This is a genomic window from Pseudomonas sp. 1928-m (assembly GCF_029269135.1).
Classification (GTDB): Bacteria; Pseudomonadota; Gammaproteobacteria; order Pseudomonadales; family Pseudomonadaceae; genus Aquipseudomonas.
In genome coordinates this window covers 1,073,056-1,093,012 of the sequence record NZ_JARIXO010000001.1, presented here as the reverse complement: position 1 = coordinate 1,093,012, position 19,957 = coordinate 1,073,056, and the positions used below count along the sequence as shown (strand labels likewise).

Genomic DNA, 19,957 nt, shown 5'->3' with positions numbered 1-19,957 from the left:
CCACCTGAAACGGTGGCCAGCTCGCAACACTTCCCCCGCCTGCTCCGCCGCTTTACCCTTGCGCCACCTCAATCCAAGGACCTGCATGCAATGCACTGGATAACCCGACCTGGCTGGCCCGGCAACCTGATCGCGCTGCTCGCTGGCGCTATCACGCCCCTGGCGCTGGCGCCTTATGACCTGTGGCCGCTGGCCATCCTCTCCATCGCCCTGTTCTACCTCGGCCTGCGTGACCTCACGCCGCGTCAGGCGGTGCTGCGCGGCTGGAGTTATGGCTTTGGCCTGTTCGCTGCCGGCACCAGCTGGGTGTACGTCAGCATCCACGATTACGGTGCGGCCTCGCCGCCCCTGGCGGTGTTTCTGACCCTGCTGTTTGTCGGCGGCCTCGGTCTGCTGTTCGCCCTCAGCGCCTGGGTCTGGACGCGCTGGCTGCGCCGGGTCGAAGCGCCGCTGGCCGATGCCTTGGCCTTCGCTGCCCTGTGGCTGGCGCAGGAAGCCTTCCGCAGCTGGTTTCTCACCGGCTTCCCCTGGCTATACGCCGGCTACAGCCAGCTCGACGGTCCGCTGGCCGGCTTGGCCCCAGTCGGTGGTGTATGGCTGCTGTCCTTTGCCTTGGCGCTAAGCGCCGCGCTGCTGGTGAATCTGGCGCAACTGCGCACGCGCAAGGCGTTTCTCGCCATCGGCGTGGTGCTGTTAGTCGCCCCGTGGATTGCCGGCCTCGCCCTCAAGAACCACGCCTGGACCCAACCGCTAGGCGAACCGCTGAGCGTGTCGGCCATGCAGGGCAATATCGAACAGAACATGAAGTGGGACCCCGAGCAGCTCAACGCGCAGCTCGCGCTATACCGCGACATGACCTTCAGCGCCAAGCAGACCGATCTGATCGTCTGGCCGGAAACCGCCATCCCGGTGCTCAAGGACCGCGCTCAGGGCTACCTGGGTATGATCAATCGCTTCGCCAATGAGCGAAATGCCGCGCTGATTACCGGCGTGCCTATCCGCCAAAGCAACGAGCGCGGCGAGCAGCGCTACTACAACGGCATCAGCGTGGTCGGCCAGGGCAGCGGCGATTACCTCAAGCAGAAACTGGTGCCGTTTGGTGAATACGTGCCGCTGCAGGAAGTGCTGCGCGGGCTGATCGCCTTCTTCGACCTGCCGATGTCCGACTTCGCCCGTGGCTCCGCCGAGCAGAGCCTGCTGCAGGCTAAAGGCCATGCGATTGCCGCGTTTATCTGCTACGAAGTGGTCTACCCGGAATTTTCCGCCGGCCTGGCAGCGCAGAGCGACCTGCTGCTGACCATCAGCAACGACACCTGGTTCGGCCGCTCCATCGGCCCGCTGCAGCACCTGCAGATGGCGCAGATGCGCGCCCTGGAAGCCGGTCGCTGGATGATCCGCGCGACCAACAACGGCGTCACCGCGCTGATCGACCCGCAAGGCCAGATCACCACGCAACTGCCGCAATTCGAACAGGCAGTGCTCTATGGTCAGGTACAACCGATGCAGGGGCTCACGCCTTATCTGCAGTGGCGTGGTTGGCCCATGCTGATTATCTGCCTGCTGCTATTTGCCTGGGCGCTGTTGGCCAGCCGTATGGCCAAAACGCTGTAGAACCTGACCGAACTCGCTTAAGGCGGTAACACGTAGGGTGGATGACGCTTCACCCATCCACCATTGCGGCCTGATGGTGGATGAAAAAAGCGTCATCCACCCTACCTCCTACACCCGCATGGCGAAGACGCTTTAACGACGAAAAAAGCGGTAAAACTCGCGCAGCTCAGCCTGCGCGTCGCCGATGCTGACCGGGGTGAAGCGCAGCGGATGGTGCGCCGGGCATTGCGCCAGGCGGCCCTGATCGAGCGGGTGCAGCCAACCGAGCAGCGGGTAACCGCCCATGCTCTGGTGATCGGCCTGGAGGATGATCGGCTGGCCATCCGGCGGCACCTGAATCGCCCCACGGCCAACCCCCAATGACCACTGCCGCACGGGCGGTTGCACAGCCTCACCGAGCAGCCGCGCACCCATGCGGTCGGAGTGCGGACTGAGCTGCCAGGTCTGAGCGAAAAAGCCCTGCAACTGGTCTTCCTCGAAACTCGCCGCATCGCCGCCGGTGATCACCCGCAGCAAGGGTTTGCAGGCGTAATCCGGCAGATAGGGCCAGGGCACGCTGACGCCGCGGATGAAATGCGCAGGCCGACAGGCCAGCAGATCCCCTGCCTGCAACGCCTGACCCAGGCCTTCGCGCAGCTGCACGCTGACGCTGCCCAACATCGGTGCGGCGATAAAGCCGCCGGCGACCGCCAGATAGGCGCGCTGACCACTGCGGGCAAAGCCCAAACGCAGCAGCTGGCCTTTGCGCAGCGGCAAGCGCGTCCACAAGGGCTGCGGCTGATCATCCAGGCTCAACGGCACCTGGGCGCCGCACACCGCCACCCAGGTGTCGACCTCGGCCTGCAGCTCGACGCCGCCCAGGGCGATTTCCAGCAGCGGCGTGCCCCAGGGATTGTTCAGCAGATGATTGGCCCAGTCCGCACCGTGCCAATCCAGAGGCCCGGCGGGCGATACGCCCAGATGCTGCCAACCGCGCCGCCCAGCATCCTGCAGCAGGCTCTGCGGCCCTGGTTTGAGCACCCTTAGGCCGCTCATAGCTGACCGCCTTCGCGGATAAAGTCACGCTCATCAATGCTGCGAAAACGCACCCGGTCACCCAACGTCAGCGGGCATGGCGGCGTGCGCGCCGCGTCGAACAACGACCAGGGGCAACGGCCAATCAGGTGCCAGCCGCCGGGCGAGCTGTGTGGATAGATCGCCGTTTGCCGCTCGGCAATCGCCAGACTCCCGGCCGGTACGGCAATGCGCGGGGTGGCGCGGCGCGGCAAGGCCAGGCGCGCATCCAGCTCACCGAGGTAGGCAAAGCCCGGAGCAAAACCAATCGCGCCAACGCGGTACTCGCTCGCGGCATGCAGTTCGATCACCTGAGCGCCGCTCAGCTGGCACAGTCGCGCGACCTCGGCGAGGTCTTCACCGCTATACCAAATGGGGATTTCATGCAGCCGCCCGGCCTGCGCAACAAAAGGCTCGGCCAGCCAGCGCTCCAGCAGGGGTTTGAGCCGCTCGGCCAGTTCGAGATGATCGGTGCGCATCAGGTCGTAGTGCAGTAGCAGGCTGGTCCAACCCGGCACCAGATCGGTAAGCACTTCACCCAACTCGCCACGGATACGCTCGGCCAACAGGGCGATCCGTTGCGGCAGCTGCGCATCCGGCTGCTCGGCCAGCACCAGCAGCAGGGCTTCGGCACCGGCCGGTTCGAGGCGGATCATAGGGCGTCCAGGCTGGCCCGCAAACGCCGCAGCACGGCCAACGAATCGGCGTTATCGCCATGCACGCAGAGGCTGTCGGCGCGCAGCTGCAACGGCTTGCCATCGATATCGGCAAACGGCTCGCCTTGAGCAATCGCCAGGGCCTGCTGAAAAATCCGCTGCGGATCATGGTGCACTGCACCGCTCAAACGCCGGGGAACCAACTGCCCGTCGGCCAGGTAAGCGCGGTCAGCAAAGGCCTCGAACATCAACGGCACATCGGCGGCATCGGCCAGGCGCAGCTCACGGCTGTTGTCGGCCAGCGCCAGCACCATCAGCGGCAAGCCCTTGCGGTAACTGGCGCAGGCCTCAAGCACCGCGTTGAACAGCGCATCGTCACGCACCAGGTCGTTGTACAGCGCGCCATGCGGTTTGACGTAGGCCAACTGAGTGCCGACCGCGCGACAGAAGGCATCCAGAGCGCCGAGCTGATACAACACCAGCGCGGTGACCTCCTCTGGCGAGCAGGCGATATGCCGACGGCCGAAACCGAGCAAATCCGGATAAGCCGGGTGCGCACCAATGCTCACCCCATGCTGCACCGCCAGGGCGACGGTGCGTTGCATGGTCAGCGGGTCGGACGCATGAAAGCCGCACGCCAGGTTGGCCTGATCAATCAGCGGCATGGCATGCACGTCATCGCCCATGCGCCATACGCCGAAGCTTTCACCCATGTCGCAGTTCAGCAGGATTGTTTTCATGCCCACAAGCTTAGTGGCGCATTGCCGTGGCGGGAAGCCTGGGCCGGATCAATAAGCCAGCTTGAGGCGCTCCAGCTCCTGCTTGCTGATCGCGGGTTGATCCTTCTTCGGCTGCCAGTGCTTGCCGTTCCAGGCATCTTCACCGACCCAGGCTTTGAACAGCTGCAGATTGGCCTGGCGTTCGGCTTCATCATTACCCAGGTGCTGGTACATGCCGCCGGGCTTGCCCTTGCCGTTGCGCTGACCATCATCCAGCTGGCGCATCAGCGAGCCGGTTTGCGGCCAGCCGATAAAGTGCAGAAGCTCGGCATAGCTGTCCATGCGCGGCCCTTTGTTCTGCTTCTTGTAGGCGTCTTTATTCTGCTGCCACTGCCCCCAATACACCGAGGTGCTGCCATGACACGCGGCGCAGCGTGCCTGCCAAAGCGGCTGGATCTGTTGGCTATAGGTGACGCTCTCGGCCTGAGCCAAGGGGGCCGCCAGAACGGCGACAAACAGGAATGATTTCAGCTTCACGGGGCTTTCTCGGCGGGTAACCAGGCTGCTTTCTAGCGAACAGCGCTGCGTTTGGGAAATTGACTGTCGCGATACAGTTGATAGTCAAAGCTGCAGCAGTTGCAGCGGCTCCTTGGGAATGCAGCAGCAGGCCAGAATCTGCCCGGCCGGCAGCGCGAGAGCCGGCTGCTGGCGCCACTCCACTTCGCCCTTGCAAGCCAGCCGGCAGCTGCCGCAATGCCCGCCCCAGCAATCCGCCGCCAGCTCCACGCCCTGTTCGTGCAGGGCATGCAACAGGCTCGGCTGGCCGTTGTAGTCCAGCGCCTCACCTTGCCAATCCAGAGCGAACTGCCCGGCACCCGCACCCAGGGCGCCCGCGCCGAAAGCCTCCCAATGCACCCGTGAATCAGGCAAACCCAGGTCGCTCAGATGCGCTAAACAAGCCTTGAGCAAGGCGTCACCGGCGCAGATAAACACCTCACTGTCGGCCGTGACGATCTCGCTCAAGCGCTGCCGATCCAGCCGCCCCTGCCAAGCCAAGGGAGCCTGACTGTCGCGGCTAAGCGCAGGGCGGTAATCGAACTCAGGATGTGCAGCGGCCAGCGCCAGCAGCTCCTGGTGATAGGCCAGAGCCGCCTGGTCACGCCCGCCATAGAGCAAGGTCAGGCGCCGAACACCCGGCCGCTTGAGCCAGGCATGCAGCATGGCGCGCATCGGCGTGATGCCAACGCCGCCAGCAATCAGTACCAGGTGCGGGCCGTGTTGCGGCTCCAGGGTGAAGTGCCCGGCCGGCGGCAGAATGCGCAGCGAACGCCCCGGCTGCGCCTGCTCGGCCAGCCACTGGCTCATCCGCCCCAACGCTTCGCGCTTGATACACAGCTGATACTGCCAAGGCCGTGAGTGCCAGGCCGCCAGGGAATAGCAGCGGCGCATGGGCCGCGAACCGGGCGGCTGGGCGAGAATGGTGAGGAACTGCCCCGGCGCGAAACGCGGCAGCGGCAAGCGCCAGGGATGCACCAGCTCCAGGTGCAGCAGGTCCTCGCTCAGCCATTGGCTGCGGCGAATGCGCAGACGCCGGCCCAAGCGCTGCTGGCGACCCTGCCACCAGAGCCAGAGGCCGTGCAGGCTGATCGCCACAGTCGCCAGCGCACCGAGCAGGCTCAGGCCGATCAGCAGCGCGGCGAGGTAGATCATTTAGCAGGCCGTTGAAAAACGTAGGCGAGGCAGCCGAGACAAGGCAAAAACAGGCGAAAAAGCGGAGTGTACGAGCTGTACATGAGCATTTTGAGCCTGTTTTTAACGCCGTATCGGCAACGCAGGTAGTTTTTCAACGGTCTGTTAGATGGCGGCGCGGCGGCGCGATTGCCACCAAACCCAGACGCCGGTCAGACCGAGCAGGGCCAGGGTGAAGCCGAGCACATCGATCCACACCCACTCGCCGCTTTTGCCGAAAAACGCCTTGCCGGTGTGCATATCCATCACCAACTTGCCGATGGTGTAGGGCTTGGCCACTTCACCCTGGGCGGCCAGCAGCGCTGCATTACCCGCCCAGACGTTCCAGCTCAGACCATCGCGGCTTTGCAGCGCACCGATATCTTTAACGCTGGCCATCAGCTGGCCGTCGGCCAGGCGAGTAATACCGTGCACATCGCCTTCAAGACGCAGGGTAAGGTCATCGCCCTGCAGCTGATACAGACCCATCTTGCTGGCAACCCACAGGTTGTCGCCTTCACTCAGCAACTGACGCACTTCGACATCAGCCTGGCGTTGCGGCGCCTCATCCGCCTGCTGCACGAACAAACCCTGCTGGCTGCCCAGCCACAAACGGCCATCGGCGGCCTGGGCCACGCTGCGCAGCTCAAGCTCCTTTTCCATGGGCATGGACAGCCAGCTGATCGGCATATCCTTGATGCCCAGGCTCTTCTCATGCGCCAGGAAGATGGCCGTGACGCCGACAATAAACATCGGCAGGGCCAGTAGCACCCCGCTCCACAGGTGAATTTGACGGCTCGACATAGCGGTGACTCCTCAGGGTTACCAGCGGATTTCCAGGCTCATGCTGTACAGCGGCTCGGAATATTCTTGGGTGACTTCACGGTTTTTCAGCGACCCGTCAGCGTTGTATGCACGCTTTTCCTGGTCTTTTTGTGCCTGGCCGATGTTCTCGGCAGCCAGGCGCAAGGTCATGTTGTCCGTCAGGTTGGCGTTGACGAACAGGTCGAAGAACTCGACCTCGGTAGTACTGGTGCTCTCGTTGCTATTGCCGATTTCATCGTCGAAATCACCGGCCTTGTTCCAGCTGCCGCCCACCGTCAGCACCGTGGCCGGAATGCGGTACTCCAGACCGATGTTGGCCAGGTAGCCAGGCTGCTGTTTGAAGCGGCGCTTCTCCCCCGTGGCCTGGTCTTTCACTTCAGAATCCAGCCAGCTGTAACCGGCCGCGCTGCTCAGGCCGTCGATGCCCAGCCAGGCGAGGTCGCTGGAAAACTCCAGCTCGGCGCCCCACAGCTTGCCGTCGCCGGTGTTGCGGGTCTGCTTGTAGTACTCGCCATCACCACTGTCGAGGTAGGTCACTTCCTCCATCAGGTGCTTGATGTCGCGGCGGAACAGGTTGAGGCCGATCAGCCCGGCATTGTCACTCAGGTAGTGTTCCAGCCCCAGGTCGTAGCCCAGGGACTCCTCCGGTTCCAGCGTCGGATTACCGATCTTGTTCGGGTCCGAGATGGTGCCGCTCTTGCTGTCGACCATCGGCGTGATGTCATCGAACTTCGGCCGGCGCACGGTGCGTGCCACGCTGCTGCGCAGTGCCCAGGCCTCGGCCAGGTCCCAGCGGTAATGCAGGGACGGGGCAAAGTGCTCTTCACGGCCATCGGCTTCGCTGCCCGGGATCGAGCTTGCCAGCTCGGAGCTTTCCCAGCGCAGGCCAGGCTGCAGGTGGTGCTTGTCGTTGATGCGCCAGGTGTCGGTGACGTACAGGTCGAAGCGCTTCTCTTCCAGCTCGTACTGGCCGTTGGCTTCAGCCTGAGTTACGCCATTGCTGACCCGGATCTTGTCGCGGTCACGGTTCTTTTCGCTGTAGTCGTAACCGGCCAGCAGCTCATGGTCGCCACGCCAGTGGGTCAGGCTCTGGCCGAACTGCCACTCGCGGTCATTCTTGTCTTCGTCTTCGGTCTCACGCTTGTCCAGCGCGCCATTGGCCTTGTAGATCAGCTTGGATTTGCGTTTCTGGTCGTCCAGGTCGCGCACGCTGAAATGGCTGTCGAGCTGCAGATCCTCAGCCAGCGGCCGCTCCCAGCCCAGACTGATGCCGAGGTTACGGCTGTTCATCAGCTCTTTCTCGTACTCCGAGCCGTTGCCGGTGCCGTCAGCTTTGAACTTGAGCTTGTCCTTGTCGCGATGCATTTCGCTGTCGAGCAGCAGCAGGTCGACATTGAGCATGTCGCCGCCCTCGCTCTGCCAGCCCCAATGCGGGGTCAGGAAGTTCTCGAAGAAGCGCTTGTTCTCACGCTCCTGCTCACGCGCGCCGGCAACGCCTGCGGCGTTGTAGGTCACTTTGTCCTTGAGCTTGGGCAGGCTGCGGGTCTGCCGGCCGCCGCTGATCAGCCATTGCTGACGCAAGTCCGCCTCGCCCCAGCTGAACTGCGCGCTGCCATCCATCGGCCGCTGATCGCCACTGGCTGCACCGAGAATCACCTTGCGCTGCGCCGTGCTGCGCTTCTTCAGGATGATATTGAGAGTGCCACCGATGCCCTGGGCGTCCATCTGTGCGGTGGGCGAACGGAGGATCTCGATACGGTCGATCATTGCCATGGGGATCTGGTCGAGCTGCACTTCGCGCTTCTCGCCGCTGTCGGGCATGCGCCGACCATCCAGCAGAACCTGGGTGTACTCCTTGTCCAGGCCGCGCAGACGCAGGTCCTTGTTATCGCCAGGAGCACCGCCGAAATACATGCCGGTCTTGCGACGCAGAGCATCGCCGAGGCTGCCGTTGCCGGAACGGCGCAGCTCCTCGCCATCGATCACCACCTTGGGGGCAACCGACTGGCGGCGCTCTTCCGTGGCAATCCGTACGCCATCCACGCGCATCGTCGGCAGTGCCGTGACGCCGCTATCGGCCGCCTGAGCGGCCAGTGGGGAGAATGTCGCCAGCGCCAGCAATGACAACAGACGCGGCTGCGCCTTGAGACTGAACGGCCATTGCTGCTGCATACGAACCTCCCCCGGAAAATGAGGCGCGACTCTAATTGCCAATCAACCGCATTGCCAAATGAATTTGAAATACATTTGGCAATGCGTAAAAACCCTCAAGCTCCCGGTTCAGTAAACGTCGCGGCGATAGGGACCCTCTTCGCGCAGCGTGTTGATTGCGACTCTGCCGAGCCGTGCTCGGCAACACGCCGCCGGACACCAACGCCCATGACAAAAGCGTCAGAAAACTCGCCCGAGCCAGTTGAGACGAATGCCGAACACTGCAGGCGCGGTCACTTTTCGAGAATGTATAGCCTTTGTAAATGTTTAGCATTTGTATAAAGGCCTTATATAGAATCGCCCTCCTGTTTTCTTATCACGCGAATTCCATGAACGGCTTCCCCTGGCTCGGCACCCTGCGGCAATGGCACTGGATCAGCTCGGCGTTGTGCCTGGCCGGCATGCTGTTGTTTGCCGTGACCGGCATCACCCTCAACCATGCCGCGCAGATCGAGGCCAAACCGCAGGTTGTCAGCCATCAGGCGCAGTTGCCCGAGGCGCTGCAGACTGCACTGCAAAACAAACAACCAAGCCAGGGCTTACCGCTAGAGCTGCGCCAGTGGCTGGAGGCCGAGCTGGCGATTCGCCTGGATGGCCGCGACGCCGAATGGTCGGATGGCGAGTTGTATATCGGTCTGCCGCGCCCTGGCGGCGATGCCTGGCTGAGCCTGGATATCGAGTCCGGCGCGCTGGAGTTCGAGTCCACCGACCGGGGCTGGGTCGCCTACCTGAATGACCTGCACAAGGGCCGCAACACCGGTACGGCCTGGTCCTGGTTTATCGATGCATTCGCCGTACTGAGCGTGGTGTTCTGCCTCAGCGGCCTGCTGTTGCTGCAACGCTACGCCGGCAACCGCCCCAGCACCTGGCCGATGCTCGGTCTTGGCCTGGTGCTCCCCGTTCTGCTGGCTCTGCTGTTTATTCACTAAGGACATCCTGATGCCGAAACGCTTGCTGCTGCCCCTCTGCGCCCTGTTGAGCGCGCCCGTTCTGGCTGCCGAGTTGCAGCTTGAGGTGGAAATTCCACGCCTGCAGGTGGCCGAGTACCACCGCCCCTATGTCGCCATCTGGCTGGAGCAACCGGACCAGCAGCACGTCGCCAACCTGGCGGTGTGGTACGACCAGAAGCTCAAGGACAAGGAAGGCGAGAAGTGGCTCAAAGACATGCGCCAGTGGTGGCGGCGCAGCGGCCGTAGCCTGGAGATGCCGGTCGATGGCGTCAGCGGCGCAACCCGCGCCGTGGGCAAACACAGCTTGAGCTTCAGCAGCGCCGACGCCCCCTTCAAGCAGCTGCCAGCCGGCGAATACCGTGTGGTGGTGGAAGCTGCCCGCGAAGTCGGCGGTCGCGAACTGTTGCGCCTGCCGTTCACCTGGCCACCGCAGCAAGCCGCCGAACACAGCGCCCAGGGCAGTAGCGAGCTGGGTCAAATCAACCTGCAACTCAAGCCTTGAACTTCAGCCCTCATTTATTAAGGAAGACTGCCATGCACCCACTCGTAAAATGGACCGCCCTGACCCTGGCCATCTGCCTGCCGCTTTCCGCCCAGGCCCACCGCGCCTGGATGCTGCCTTCGGCCACGGTACTCTCTGGTGAAGACCCGTGGGTGACCGTGGACGCAGCCGTATCCAACGACCTGTTCTATTTCGAGCATTTCCCGCTGCGCATCCAGGGCATCGGCAACCTCGACAGCGCACCTGTCGGCGGCCCACCCGGCATGCGTCCACGCCCAGCCGCCGTGCTGCAACTGTTCGCTCCGGACGGCAGCGCCGCCAAGGCCGAGAACGGCAGCATCGGCCGCTACCGCAGCACCTTCGACCTGCACCTGACGCAGAAAGGCACCTACAAGCTGGCCATCGCCAACAGCGGCCTGTTCGCCAGCTGGAAAGAAGGCCAGGAAAATAAGCGTTGGATGGGCAAGGCCGAAGATTTCGCCAAACAGGTGCCAGCCAACGCTGCCGAGCTGAAAGTGGCGCAGAACAACAGCCGCATGGAAGTCTTCGTCACCTCCGGTAACCCGACGACTACTGTACTGAAACCCACTGGAGTCGGCCTGGAGCTGGCACCGATCACCCACCCCAACGACCTGTTCGCCGGTGAAGCAGCCGAGTTCAACCTGCTGCTCGATGGCAAGCCGGCCGCCGGCGTGGAAGTCAGCGTGATCCCCGGTGGCAATCGCTACCGCGACGAGCTGGGCGAGATCAAAACCACCAGCGACGCCAACGGCAAGATCAGCATCACCTGGCCGAACGCCGGTATGTACTGGCTGGAAGCCGAGCTGAAAACCAGCGAAGGCGTCACGGCACCTGCCACCGAACGCCGCGCGTCCTACAGCGCAACCCTGGAAGTACTGGCTCCCTGATACACCGTAGCCTGGATGCAATCCGGGATGATCATTTGCCGCCATCCCCGGATTGCATCCGGGCTACGTTATACAACTTGATACCGGTCTACCTGCTTGAGCGCCTTTCCCGCCCTTCGCCGCCACCTGCGCCACTGGCCCCTGCCGACCTGCCTGTTACTGGCCGGCCTGCTGCTCTGGCTGCAACCGGCGCGCGAACTCAGCGCCGCACTGATTAGCGCTACCTATCTCGCGCTGTGCCTGCACTACTGCTGGCCACAGCGCCGCAACCCACACGCAGCCCAAACTGGCGAACTGCTGATTGCCTACGCCAGCCAGGGCGGTCAGGCACAGTTGCTGGCCGAACGCAGCTGTGCGCAACTGCTCGCCAGCGGCATGCCGGCACGCTGCATCGCCCTAAACCAGCTCAGCAACGTAGCGCTACAAAAGCTTGAGCGCCTGCTACTGGTGGTCAGCACCTATGGCGATGGCGAAGCACCGGACAACGCTGCACGCTTTGAACGCGCACTGCAAAGCCTGCCAGCGCTGCCGCAACTGCACTTCGCCATTCTGGCCCTGGGCGACAGCAGCTACCCGCAGTTCTGCGCCTTCGGCCAGCGCCTGCAACAACGCCTGCAGGCACTCAAAGCGCAGCCGCTGTTCGACCTGCTCAGCGTCGATTGCCTGGATGCCGGCACCCTGCGCCACTGGCAGCAACAGCTCGGCCACTTAAGCGGCAACAGCGATTTTGTCGACTGGCAGCCCGCGCACTACCACCCCTGGCGGCTTGAGCGGCGCAGCTGCCTTAACCCCGGCAGCGTTGGTGCGCCAATCTTTCAGCTGAGCCTGAGCAGCACGGCAGCAGTCGACTGGCGCGCCGGCGACATTGCCGAAATCGGCCCACGCCATGCCCCGCAGCGAGTTAGCGATTGCCTGCAGCAGCTGGGGCTTGAGCCGCACACTCGCCTGGCTAACGGCCAGTTGCTAAGCGATGCCTTGAGCACACTGCATCTGCCCACATCCCGACCTGATAAAAACGCCATAGAGCAGTGGTTTGCCGAACTGACGCCCCTGCCGCACCGCGAATACTCGATTGCCTCCAGCTACGGCAGCGGCCAGCTCGATCTGCTGGTACGCCTGCAATACCAGGCCGATGGCAGCCCTGGCCTGGGCTCGGGCTGGCTGTGCCAGCATGCCGAAGTGGGCGCCACGCTCGACCTGCGCATTCGCCGCAACCCCGGCTTCCATGGCCCGGACGCCGCCACACCGATGATTCTAATCGGCAGCGGCAGCGGCCTCGCCGGCCTGCGCGCGCACCTACAGGAGCGCGCAGCCAATCCAGGTTCACGCAACTGGCTGCTGTTTGGCGAACGCCACGCCGCCCACGACACCCTGCTGAGCGACGAGCTACGCGCCTGGCAACACAGCGGCCACCTCGCACGCCTCGACCTCACCTATTCGCGCGACGTCCACCCGCAGCGCTATGTGCAGGACGCCCTGCGCGACGCCGCCAGCACCCTGCACGCCTGGCTGGCCGAAGGCGCCGCCATCTACCTGTGCGGCAGCCTCGAAGGCATGGGCCGCGATGTCGACGCTTGCCTGCGTCAGTTGCTGGGTGATGAGCAGCTGGAACAGCTGAGCCAAAGCAGCCGCTATCGGCGGGATTTGTACTGAAGGCAAGCCGGTCGACTGGTTTAGTCGCACACTCAAACCCAATGCAATCTTGTGAGCATCCCGACCCAGGGTCACAGCGCAATTGCTTACACCGCGACTCATAGCCTTATGCCGATGCCAGCAGCGCTGGTAGCTCTGCCATGTCGACGTCGGCCTTGGCCACGATGCGTTCGCCAGACCCCGACTACGCCCCACCGTCAGCTTCCCGCATAGCCTTTGATAGCTGCATAAAACAAAACCCCGGTCACTGCAGGCAGTGGCCGGGGTTTCGAATGAAGCTATGGCGGCTACCCGCCAGCGAATCTGGCGGTAGCAGCGCATGCAGACTTAGAAGCTATAAGTAGCCGACAGCACCGCCGAACGTGCATCACCGTATTCGATGGCCGAAGAGCGGCTAGCTGCACCCAACTGCTGGCGCACACTCTGCACATAGTCCTTGTCGAACAGGTTGTTCATGTTCAGCTGCAGGTCGAGCTCATCGGTGACCTTGTAGCCGAGCATGGCGTTGTGCACCCAGTAGGCATCCAGCTTGGCGTTATCGCTGGAGGTCACGTTGCGCTCGCTGGCGTAACGCGCACCGTAGCCGACACGCCAGCCTGCTGGCAGCTCGTAGGTGGTCCACAGGTTGAACGAACGTGGTGGCGTGTTACCCAGTGCCTGACCTTCACGGGCGATACCGGCGGCGGTATCCGCAGCCTTGAGGGTTTCGCTGTCGAGGAAGGTGTAGTTGGCGTAGACGTTCCACTGATCGGTAATACGACCGGTCACACCAAACTCGACACCCTGCACGCGCTGCTCACCCGCCAGCTGGGTAGAGCCATCGGCCATGGTTTCACGGGCGTTAGTCTTCTCCACACGGAACAGCGCAGCATCGAGTTGCAGGCGGCTATTGAGAAACTCCCACTTGGTGCCCAGCTCCCAGGTTTCGTTCTCTTCCGGGTCAAGCTCGGTAGCAGCTGCAGTCAGTGCACCGGAAGACGCCAGGTTCTCGGCCGCCGGGTTGAAGGAGGTGCCGTAAGCCAGATAAATACGACCATTTTCAGCTGGTTTGTAGACCAAACCAGCACGCCCACTCAGCTCCTTGTCACGCGAGTCCACACGCGTCACGGTACCGGCCGGCAGCGCTACGTTCTTCGAGTCGCCCTTGATCCAGTCATAACGCAGTCCTAGGCTCAGGTCCCATTGCTCGTTCAGAGCAATGGTGTCAAACGCATAGATGGCTTCGTTTTCCAGCTGAGTACTGGTCTCGGCGGAACGAGCCTTGCTGGTCGGCCCACTGTAGTGGCCCGGCGGGTTACCCAGATCGAAACTCTGGCCAGTGAAATTCAAGCCATAGCTGTAGGTATTGCGGTCGTAATCTTCACGCGAAACCTCAACGCCAGTAACCAGGGTGTGACCCAGGCCGAAGGTGTCGAAATACGCAGTCAGGTTGGTCTGGTTGATCCACATTTCGCTGGTCACATCGCGGCCATAGCCCTGCGGGCCGGCTGGACGGTAACGACCGGCCGGAACACCCGTCAGGTTGACGTGGGACGCGGAAATGACCGTGTCACGCTTAACTTGGCTGTAACGGCTGAGGTTCTGCAGGCGCAGGCTGTCGCTGAAGTCGTGTTCGAATTTGACGGTGAAGGCATCCGTCTGGATCTCTTCCTTGTCGATGTTCTTCCAACCGAAGAATGCATCGCGATCAACACCCGCCAGGCGCTTGCCATCGAAGGCAGGCACGCCGTAGTCCGGCAAATTGTCGTCGTTCTGGTGCAGGTAGCTCAAGGTCAAACGCGTCGATTCGCTCAGGCCCAGCAGCAGCGACGGTGCAATACCCCAGCGCTGACGGTCGACATAGTCACGACCCGGAACATCGTTCTCATGGGCCATCAGATTGAGGCGCACTGCACTGCCGGTGCCGACGCCTTCCAGGGTCTGATTGGTGTCCAGGGTCAGGCGGTGGTAGTTGTCAGTACCCAGGCTCGCACCAATTTCGGTGAAGTCACGCTGACGCGGCTGCTTGCTGACCTGGTTGATGCTGCCGCCGGTGGTACCGGAGCCGCCAAATACCGAGTTGGGGCCCTTGATGACCTCAACGGCTTCGATATTGAAGGTGTCGGTACGGTTGTTCTGCGAGCTGTCACGCAGGCCGTCGATCTGCATATTGGCGTTGGCGCTGAAACCACGGATGTTGATGCTGTCGCCCGAGCCGCCACCGCCTTCACCGGCGTTGAAGGTGATACCGGATACGTTGGCCAACACTTCTTTCATGCTCAGGGCTTTCTGCTCTTTGAGCAGGGCCTGTGGCACCACGGTGATGGTTTGCGGGGTATCGAGCAGCGGCACAGCGTATTTAGCCGAGGACGATGCCTCGGTCTTGTAGTCTTCGGCCTGCTGGCCTTTGACCGTTACGCTACCCAACTCAACCGGCGTCCTTGCCTTTTGCGGCGCTTGTTCAGCGGCCATACCAGCGCCCGCCCAGGACGCGATTACCAGACCAATGGCCGAAGCCAGAAGGCGACGCTGCGGCAGGTTGCCGGCTTTTGTACCCATACCCATAAGAACCACCCCCGATCAAAACGAGGCGTGATTCTAATTGATAACTATTATCAAGCAATAGTCGTTTACACCTTTATTCTTATTTAGTTCCATTGCCGTGATTTTCATCGTGTAGGCACTGGCCGCCAATACTGGCCAGGTCACGGCAGCCGGTCAGCGCCATGGCCACTTCCAGCTCGGCGCGCAGCAGTTGCACCACATGCGCCACCCCACTAGCCCCAGCAGTGGCCAGGCCATAGATATAAGGCCGCCCGACCAATACGGCATCGGCGCCCAGGGCCAAGGCCTTGAAAACATCCGTACCGCGACGAATACCGCCATCGAGCAACAGCGGCACGCGCCCTTGCACTGCGGCGGCGATTTGCGCCAGCACCTCGATGGTCGCCGGCTGACCATCAAGGGTGCGCCCACCATGGTTGGAAACGATGATGCCGTCGACGCCTTCGGCTACCGCCCGCTGCGCATCTTCGGCAGTCATCACGCCCTTGAGCAGGATCGGCAGGCGCGTCAGTGAACGCAGCCACTGCACGTCCGCCCAGCCAGGCGCTGCCGCCATTAACGCACCACCGAGCAACAGGCCACCGCTGGGCGGCGCACTCTCGCGCAGCGGCTGCATGCCGCGCAGATTGACAGCCTCAACACCCTCGGGCAGAAAGAAACCAGCGCGCTGTTCACGGTTGCGCACGCCGTTGACCGGTGCATCCACCGTCAGCACCAGCGCCTGATAACCCGCAGCCTCAGCGCGCTTGACCAGCGCCTCGGTAAAGGCACGATCCGGCTGGATATACAGCTGAAACCACAACGGATTGTGTGCCTGCTCGGCCACGGCTTCGAGGGACACACTGGCCTGGGTGCTAAGCACCATGCCGGCTTGTACCGCCGAGGCGGCCAGCACCGTGGCCAGCTCGCCATCGGCATGAGCCAAGCGTTGATAGGCCACCGGCGCGAGGAAAATCGGGTGGGAAAAAGCCTGACCGAACAGCTGCAGATGGGTACTGCCACCGCTCAGATCGGCCAGCACCCGCGTGCGCAAACGAATGCGCTGAAACGCTGCCTGATTCTCCGCCAGGGTCAGTTCATCAGCCGCACCGCCCGCGATATAGGCCCAGGCTTTGGCGCTCATGCGCTCGCGGGCCAGGGGCTCATAGTCCGCCACGGCTGCGATGTTCGGCGGAATCTGCGTCAATTTCGGCAACGGCATGTCAGTCATGTATTGGCCCATTGGCGCAGCAGGTTGTGATAAACCCCGGTCAAACGCGCCAACTCGGCACTCTCCGGCACCTCAAGGGTTAGCGCCTGCACCGCCCGGTCCAGCTCCAGCAACAGGCTGCGCTGAGTGTCATCGCGCACCAGGCTCTGAATCCAGAAGAACGCCGCATAGCGCGTGCCACGAGTTACCGGGTTGACCCGGTGCAGGCTGCTGCCGGGATACAGCACCAGATGCCCGGCCGGCAACTTGACGCTGTGGCTGCCGTAGCTGTCCTCGACCACCAGCTCGCCGCCGTCATACTCGTCCGGATCACTGAAAAACAGCGTGGCCGACAGATCGCTGCGCACCCGATGCGGCGTGCCCGGCACGCTGAAAATCGCATTGTCGATATGGTTGCCATAGGTGCCACCACCGCTGTAACGGTTGAAGCGCGGTGGCAACACCTTCAGCGGCAAAGCCGCCGAGACAAACTGCGGATGATTACCCAGGCGCTGAACAATAAAATCGCCAATCTGCACCACCAGCGGGTCATCCTGAGCCAATTGCTGATTAGCCTTGGCCTTGACCGCCTGATGACCCGCCGTCAGCCGACCATCCTGCCAACTGGCCTGCTCAAAGGCCTGACGGCATTCACGCACCTGCTCGGGCGTCAGCACATCGGCAATGCTCAACATCATGATTCGCTCTCCTCAACGGCCGCCTCAAGCGCCCGCCACCAAACAGTTGCAAATGATTCTAAATAGCTGGAGCGCACTATGACAGCGCCGCACGCCGGGACCGTTGATCCAGCCCAATAAATTGAGCCGATGCACTGGCCCGCCGGCTAGCGGCACAGCATAAAAAACGCCCCGGAGGCCAAAGCATCCGGGGCGCGTTTTACTGCCTGAGCAGTTTAGAAGCGGAAATCGGTGCTCAGGGTCAGGGTGCGTGGATCGCCGAGCATGGCGCGACGACCATTCCAGTTGGTGGAAATGGCGTACTCCTCATCGGTCAGGTTATCCAGGTTGACCCGTACATCCAGGTTCGGGTTGACCTCGTAGGACGCCATCGCATTGAAGGTGGTGTAGCTCGGCAGCTTACCCACTGCGCCGTTGGGGATAATGCGCTCGGCATCGTCCGGACGGCCCAGGTAGGACGAACCCACATGCTTGGCACCCGCACCGATGGTCACGCCAACCGGCAGACGGTAGGTGGTCCACAGGCTGCCCGAAACGCGCGGGGTAAAGGCCAACTCATCACCACTGGTGCGGTCCACTGTGCCGTAGTCAGCGGCGTTGGCACGCTTGCGTACGTCATCCAGGTAGGCACTGTGCTTACGCTCGCTGTCCATAAAGACGATGCCGGCAAACACATTCCAGTCGTCAGTAATTTTGCCTGTGGCACTTAGCTCCAGACCTTTGACGATCTGCTTGCCGTAACCCTTGAGGGTAGCTGGCGCTGCCTGCCCCGCATCAAGCCCGGTAATCGGCACGTCCTTTTTCACGGTGTAGAACAGCGCTGCGGCCGTCGAAAGACGCTTGTCGAAGAAGTCCCACTTGGTACCCAGCTCGTAGCTGTCGGCCTTAACCGGACCGGCGCCATCCACCAGCCCTGGCATAGCCTGACCAGCGACGCGGGAAATGTCAGCGTTCGACAGGAAAGAACCTGCTGGCTGCACCGAGCGGCCATAAGCGGCGTAGATGCTGCCGTATTCCACCGGTTTGTAAACCAGGCCCAGCTTGCCGGCCACGGTGAGCTCGGTGTCATCGTAGCCATCCGGCCCTACAGGTGCGCCGGCAACGGTCTTGCTGCTGATATCGACCTGGTAGTTCTCCAGGCGCAGGCCGCCGGTGACTTGCCACTGCTTGTTCAGCTCGATGGTGTCGTACACGTACAGGGCAACCGTATCAACGGTCACCTCATTCAGATCACGCAGCTGGCCGCGTTTAGCCGTAGGGCCAGTACGCTGCCAATCGGGATTGAACGGATCGACCGCCACTTGCGGCCGTACCTCTGCATAGGTGCGACCCTCGGATTTCTCATGGGTCAGTTCCAAGCCGGTGGCCAGGTTGTGCTGCAGGCTGCCGGTGGAAAACTGCGCCGACAGATTGGTCTGGTTGGACAGGCTGGTGTTTACCCGGTCATAAAACTGGGTGTCAGTCAGCAGATCGCCCTGCGCGGCGCGGTACTGGAATGGCACGGTGTAACGCGCATCACGGTCAACCCGTGCCCAGCGCGTCTGGTTGCTGAGGGTCATACCAGTGGACAGGTCGTGCTCGACACGCGCCAGGAAGGCATCGCTGGTGGTGTCGTCATAATCGGACTTGAGGCCATAGAAGGTGTCGCGATCCACCGACGACAACGCTGGATCATAGGGCGTATTGCCCTTAAGCCCCTTGACCGAGGCGCCGGACACGCCCCAATCCGGACGATCATTCATCTGCACATGCTCATAGGCGAAGATCGCCCGGGTATCGGTGCCCAGCCCAAAAGCCACCGACGGAGCGATGCCCCAGCTGTTGTTCTCCGCGTGCTCGCGACCAGCAACGCCGCTGTCTTCCAGCAGCAGGTTGAGGCGCGCGGCAGTGGTCTCGTTGATCACCTGGTTGGTATCCAGGGTCATGCGCTTGCGTGCTTCGGAGTCGTACTGGTCGAAGGCATAACTGATGCCGCCGCCGATAAATTCTTCCAGGGTCGGCGTCTTGGTCACCAGGTTGATATAACCGCCGGCACCACCACGGCCGTTATCGGCGGCCGGGCCCTTGGCTACTTCGACCGACTCAACGTTGAACACGTCGCGGGTGTAGCTGCCGTTGTCGCGCGCACCGTCGATAAAGATGCTGCCGCTGGTGTCGAAACCGCGCAGGCTGAAATTATTGGTGCCGCTGGAAAAGCCGTTTTCGCCGGCATTGAAGCTGATACCTGGGGTGTTGCTCAGCACGTCGGTCAGGTTGCGTGCGCCCTGCTCTTTGAACAGCGCTTCAGGGATCACGCTGAAGGTTTGCGGCGTATCCAGCAGTGGTGCGGTCTGCTTCGGCGAGGAGGCCTTGTCGACCTTGTAGCCTGTGTCCTGCTGACCTTTGACCGTAACGCTGCCCAGTTCAACCGGGGCCTTCGCGGCTTCGGCGGCAAAGCTGTGGCTGGCGCACGAAGCAATGGCAAAGCCAATTGCACTGGCCAGCAGGCGGCGTTGTGGGAGATTTCTGCGCTTTTTATCGTAGTTGTTCATGAGAATCGCTCAGGCTTTAAAAACTGGCGCAATTCTAATTAGTAAGCACTCTCAATCAATCTTTACATCTCGTTTACAGGAACTCCTTTGTAACAAAATTGTCAGCCTTCACCACCGAGCACATGCAGGCCACCACTAGCGGAATGACGCAAAGGCTCTAGCGCGACTAATAGCGACTG

16 protein-coding genes are annotated in these 19,957 nt (G+C 62.3%); 5 read left to right on the top strand and 11 right to left on the bottom strand.

Annotated features, from left to right (window positions below):
- The first annotated feature begins 90 nt into the window (after positions 1-90).
- Entirely contained in the window at positions 91-1,611 is a 1,521-nt protein-coding gene (gene lnt / locus P3C18_RS04825; RefSeq protein WP_275960726.1) for an apolipoprotein N-acyltransferase, read from the top strand.
- Between the two features lie 132 nt (positions 1,612-1,743).
- On the opposite strand, the gene P3C18_RS04820 is transcribed toward lnt, so the two are convergent.
- From P3C18_RS04820 to P3C18_RS04790, 7 genes are all read right to left on the bottom strand, one after another.
- Positions 1,744-2,646, bottom strand: coding sequence for a biotin-dependent carboxyltransferase family protein (locus P3C18_RS04820; RefSeq protein ID WP_275960725.1), 903 nt, complete (start codon positions 2,644-2,646; stop codon positions 1,744-1,746).
- Entirely contained in the window at positions 2,643-3,320 is a 678-nt protein-coding gene (gene pxpB, locus P3C18_RS04815) for a 5-oxoprolinase subunit PxpB (protein WP_275960724.1), read from the bottom strand. Before pxpB ends, P3C18_RS04820 begins: the two co-directional genes overlap by 4 nt.
- A complete protein-coding gene (locus P3C18_RS04810) occupies positions 3,317-4,060 on the bottom strand; it encodes a 5-oxoprolinase subunit PxpA (RefSeq protein ID WP_275960723.1) in 744 nt (247 codons plus the stop codon). Before P3C18_RS04810 ends, pxpB begins: the two co-directional genes overlap by 4 nt.
- 48 nt (positions 4,061-4,108) lie before the next feature.
- Complete coding sequence (locus tag P3C18_RS04805; protein ID WP_275960722.1) at positions 4,109-4,576, bottom strand: hypothetical protein; 468 nt, start codon at positions 4,574-4,576, stop codon at positions 4,109-4,111.
- 84 nt (positions 4,577-4,660) lie between these two features.
- Positions 4,661-5,749 carry a 2Fe-2S iron-sulfur cluster-binding protein gene (locus P3C18_RS04800; protein ID WP_275960721.1) on the bottom strand — a complete coding sequence of 363 codons (1,089 nt, stop codon included), beginning with the start codon at positions 5,747-5,749 and terminating at the stop codon, positions 4,661-4,663.
- Between the two features lie 144 nt (positions 5,750-5,893).
- Positions 5,894-6,571 carry a PepSY domain-containing protein gene (locus P3C18_RS04795; protein WP_275960719.1) on the bottom strand — a complete coding sequence of 226 codons (678 nt, stop codon included), beginning with the start codon at positions 6,569-6,571 and terminating at the stop codon, positions 5,894-5,896.
- Positions 6,572-6,589: 18 nt separating this feature from the next.
- The gene (locus P3C18_RS04790; protein ID WP_275960718.1) at positions 6,590-8,764 is read right to left on the bottom strand and encodes a TonB-dependent receptor; all 2,175 of its coding nucleotides are present in this window, start codon (positions 8,762-8,764) and stop codon (positions 6,590-6,592) included.
- Positions 8,765-9,132: 368 nt separating this feature from the next.
- Between P3C18_RS04790 and P3C18_RS04785 the strand changes: the two genes are divergently transcribed.
- The 4 genes from P3C18_RS04785 (at position 9,133) to P3C18_RS04770 (ending at position 12,816) form a co-directional block, all read left to right on the top strand.
- Complete coding sequence (locus P3C18_RS04785) at positions 9,133-9,732, top strand: PepSY-associated TM helix domain-containing protein (RefSeq protein WP_275960717.1); 600 nt, start codon at positions 9,133-9,135, stop codon at positions 9,730-9,732.
- Positions 9,733-9,742: 10 nt separating this feature from the next.
- The gene (locus tag P3C18_RS04780; RefSeq protein ID WP_275960716.1) at positions 9,743-10,255 is read left to right on the top strand and encodes a DUF2271 domain-containing protein; all 513 of its coding nucleotides are present in this window, start codon (positions 9,743-9,745) and stop codon (positions 10,253-10,255) included.
- Between the two features lie 32 nt (positions 10,256-10,287).
- Positions 10,288-11,163: a DUF4198 domain-containing protein gene (locus P3C18_RS04775; RefSeq protein ID WP_275960715.1), complete on the top strand. Its 876-nt coding sequence runs from the start codon at positions 10,288-10,290 to the stop codon at positions 11,161-11,163.
- A 96-nt stretch (positions 11,164-11,259) separates the two neighbouring features.
- Positions 11,260-12,816, top strand: coding sequence for a sulfite reductase subunit alpha (locus tag P3C18_RS04770; RefSeq protein ID WP_275960714.1), 1,557 nt, complete (start codon positions 11,260-11,262; stop codon positions 12,814-12,816).
- A gap of 327 nt (positions 12,817-13,143) precedes the next feature.
- On the opposite strand, the gene P3C18_RS04765 is transcribed toward P3C18_RS04770, so the two are convergent.
- The 4 genes from P3C18_RS04765 to P3C18_RS04750 form a co-directional block, all read right to left on the bottom strand.
- A complete protein-coding gene (locus P3C18_RS04765; protein WP_275961582.1) occupies positions 13,144-15,354 on the bottom strand; it encodes a TonB-dependent siderophore receptor in 2,211 nt (736 codons plus the stop codon).
- An 85-nt stretch (positions 15,355-15,439) separates the two neighbouring features.
- Positions 15,440-16,570: an alpha-hydroxy acid oxidase gene (locus P3C18_RS04760; protein WP_275960713.1), complete on the bottom strand. Its 1,131-nt coding sequence runs from the start codon at positions 16,568-16,570 to the stop codon at positions 15,440-15,442.
- Complete coding sequence (locus tag P3C18_RS04755; protein WP_275960712.1) at positions 16,567-17,247, bottom strand: Fe2+-dependent dioxygenase; 681 nt, start codon at positions 17,245-17,247, stop codon at positions 16,567-16,569. The genes P3C18_RS04760 and P3C18_RS04755 overlap by 4 nt, the downstream gene beginning before the upstream one ends.
- A 215-nt stretch (positions 17,248-17,462) precedes the next feature.
- Positions 17,463-19,778, bottom strand: coding sequence for a TonB-dependent siderophore receptor (locus P3C18_RS04750; RefSeq protein WP_275960711.1), 2,316 nt, complete (start codon positions 19,776-19,778; stop codon positions 17,463-17,465).
- Positions 19,779-19,957 lie beyond the last annotated feature (179 nt).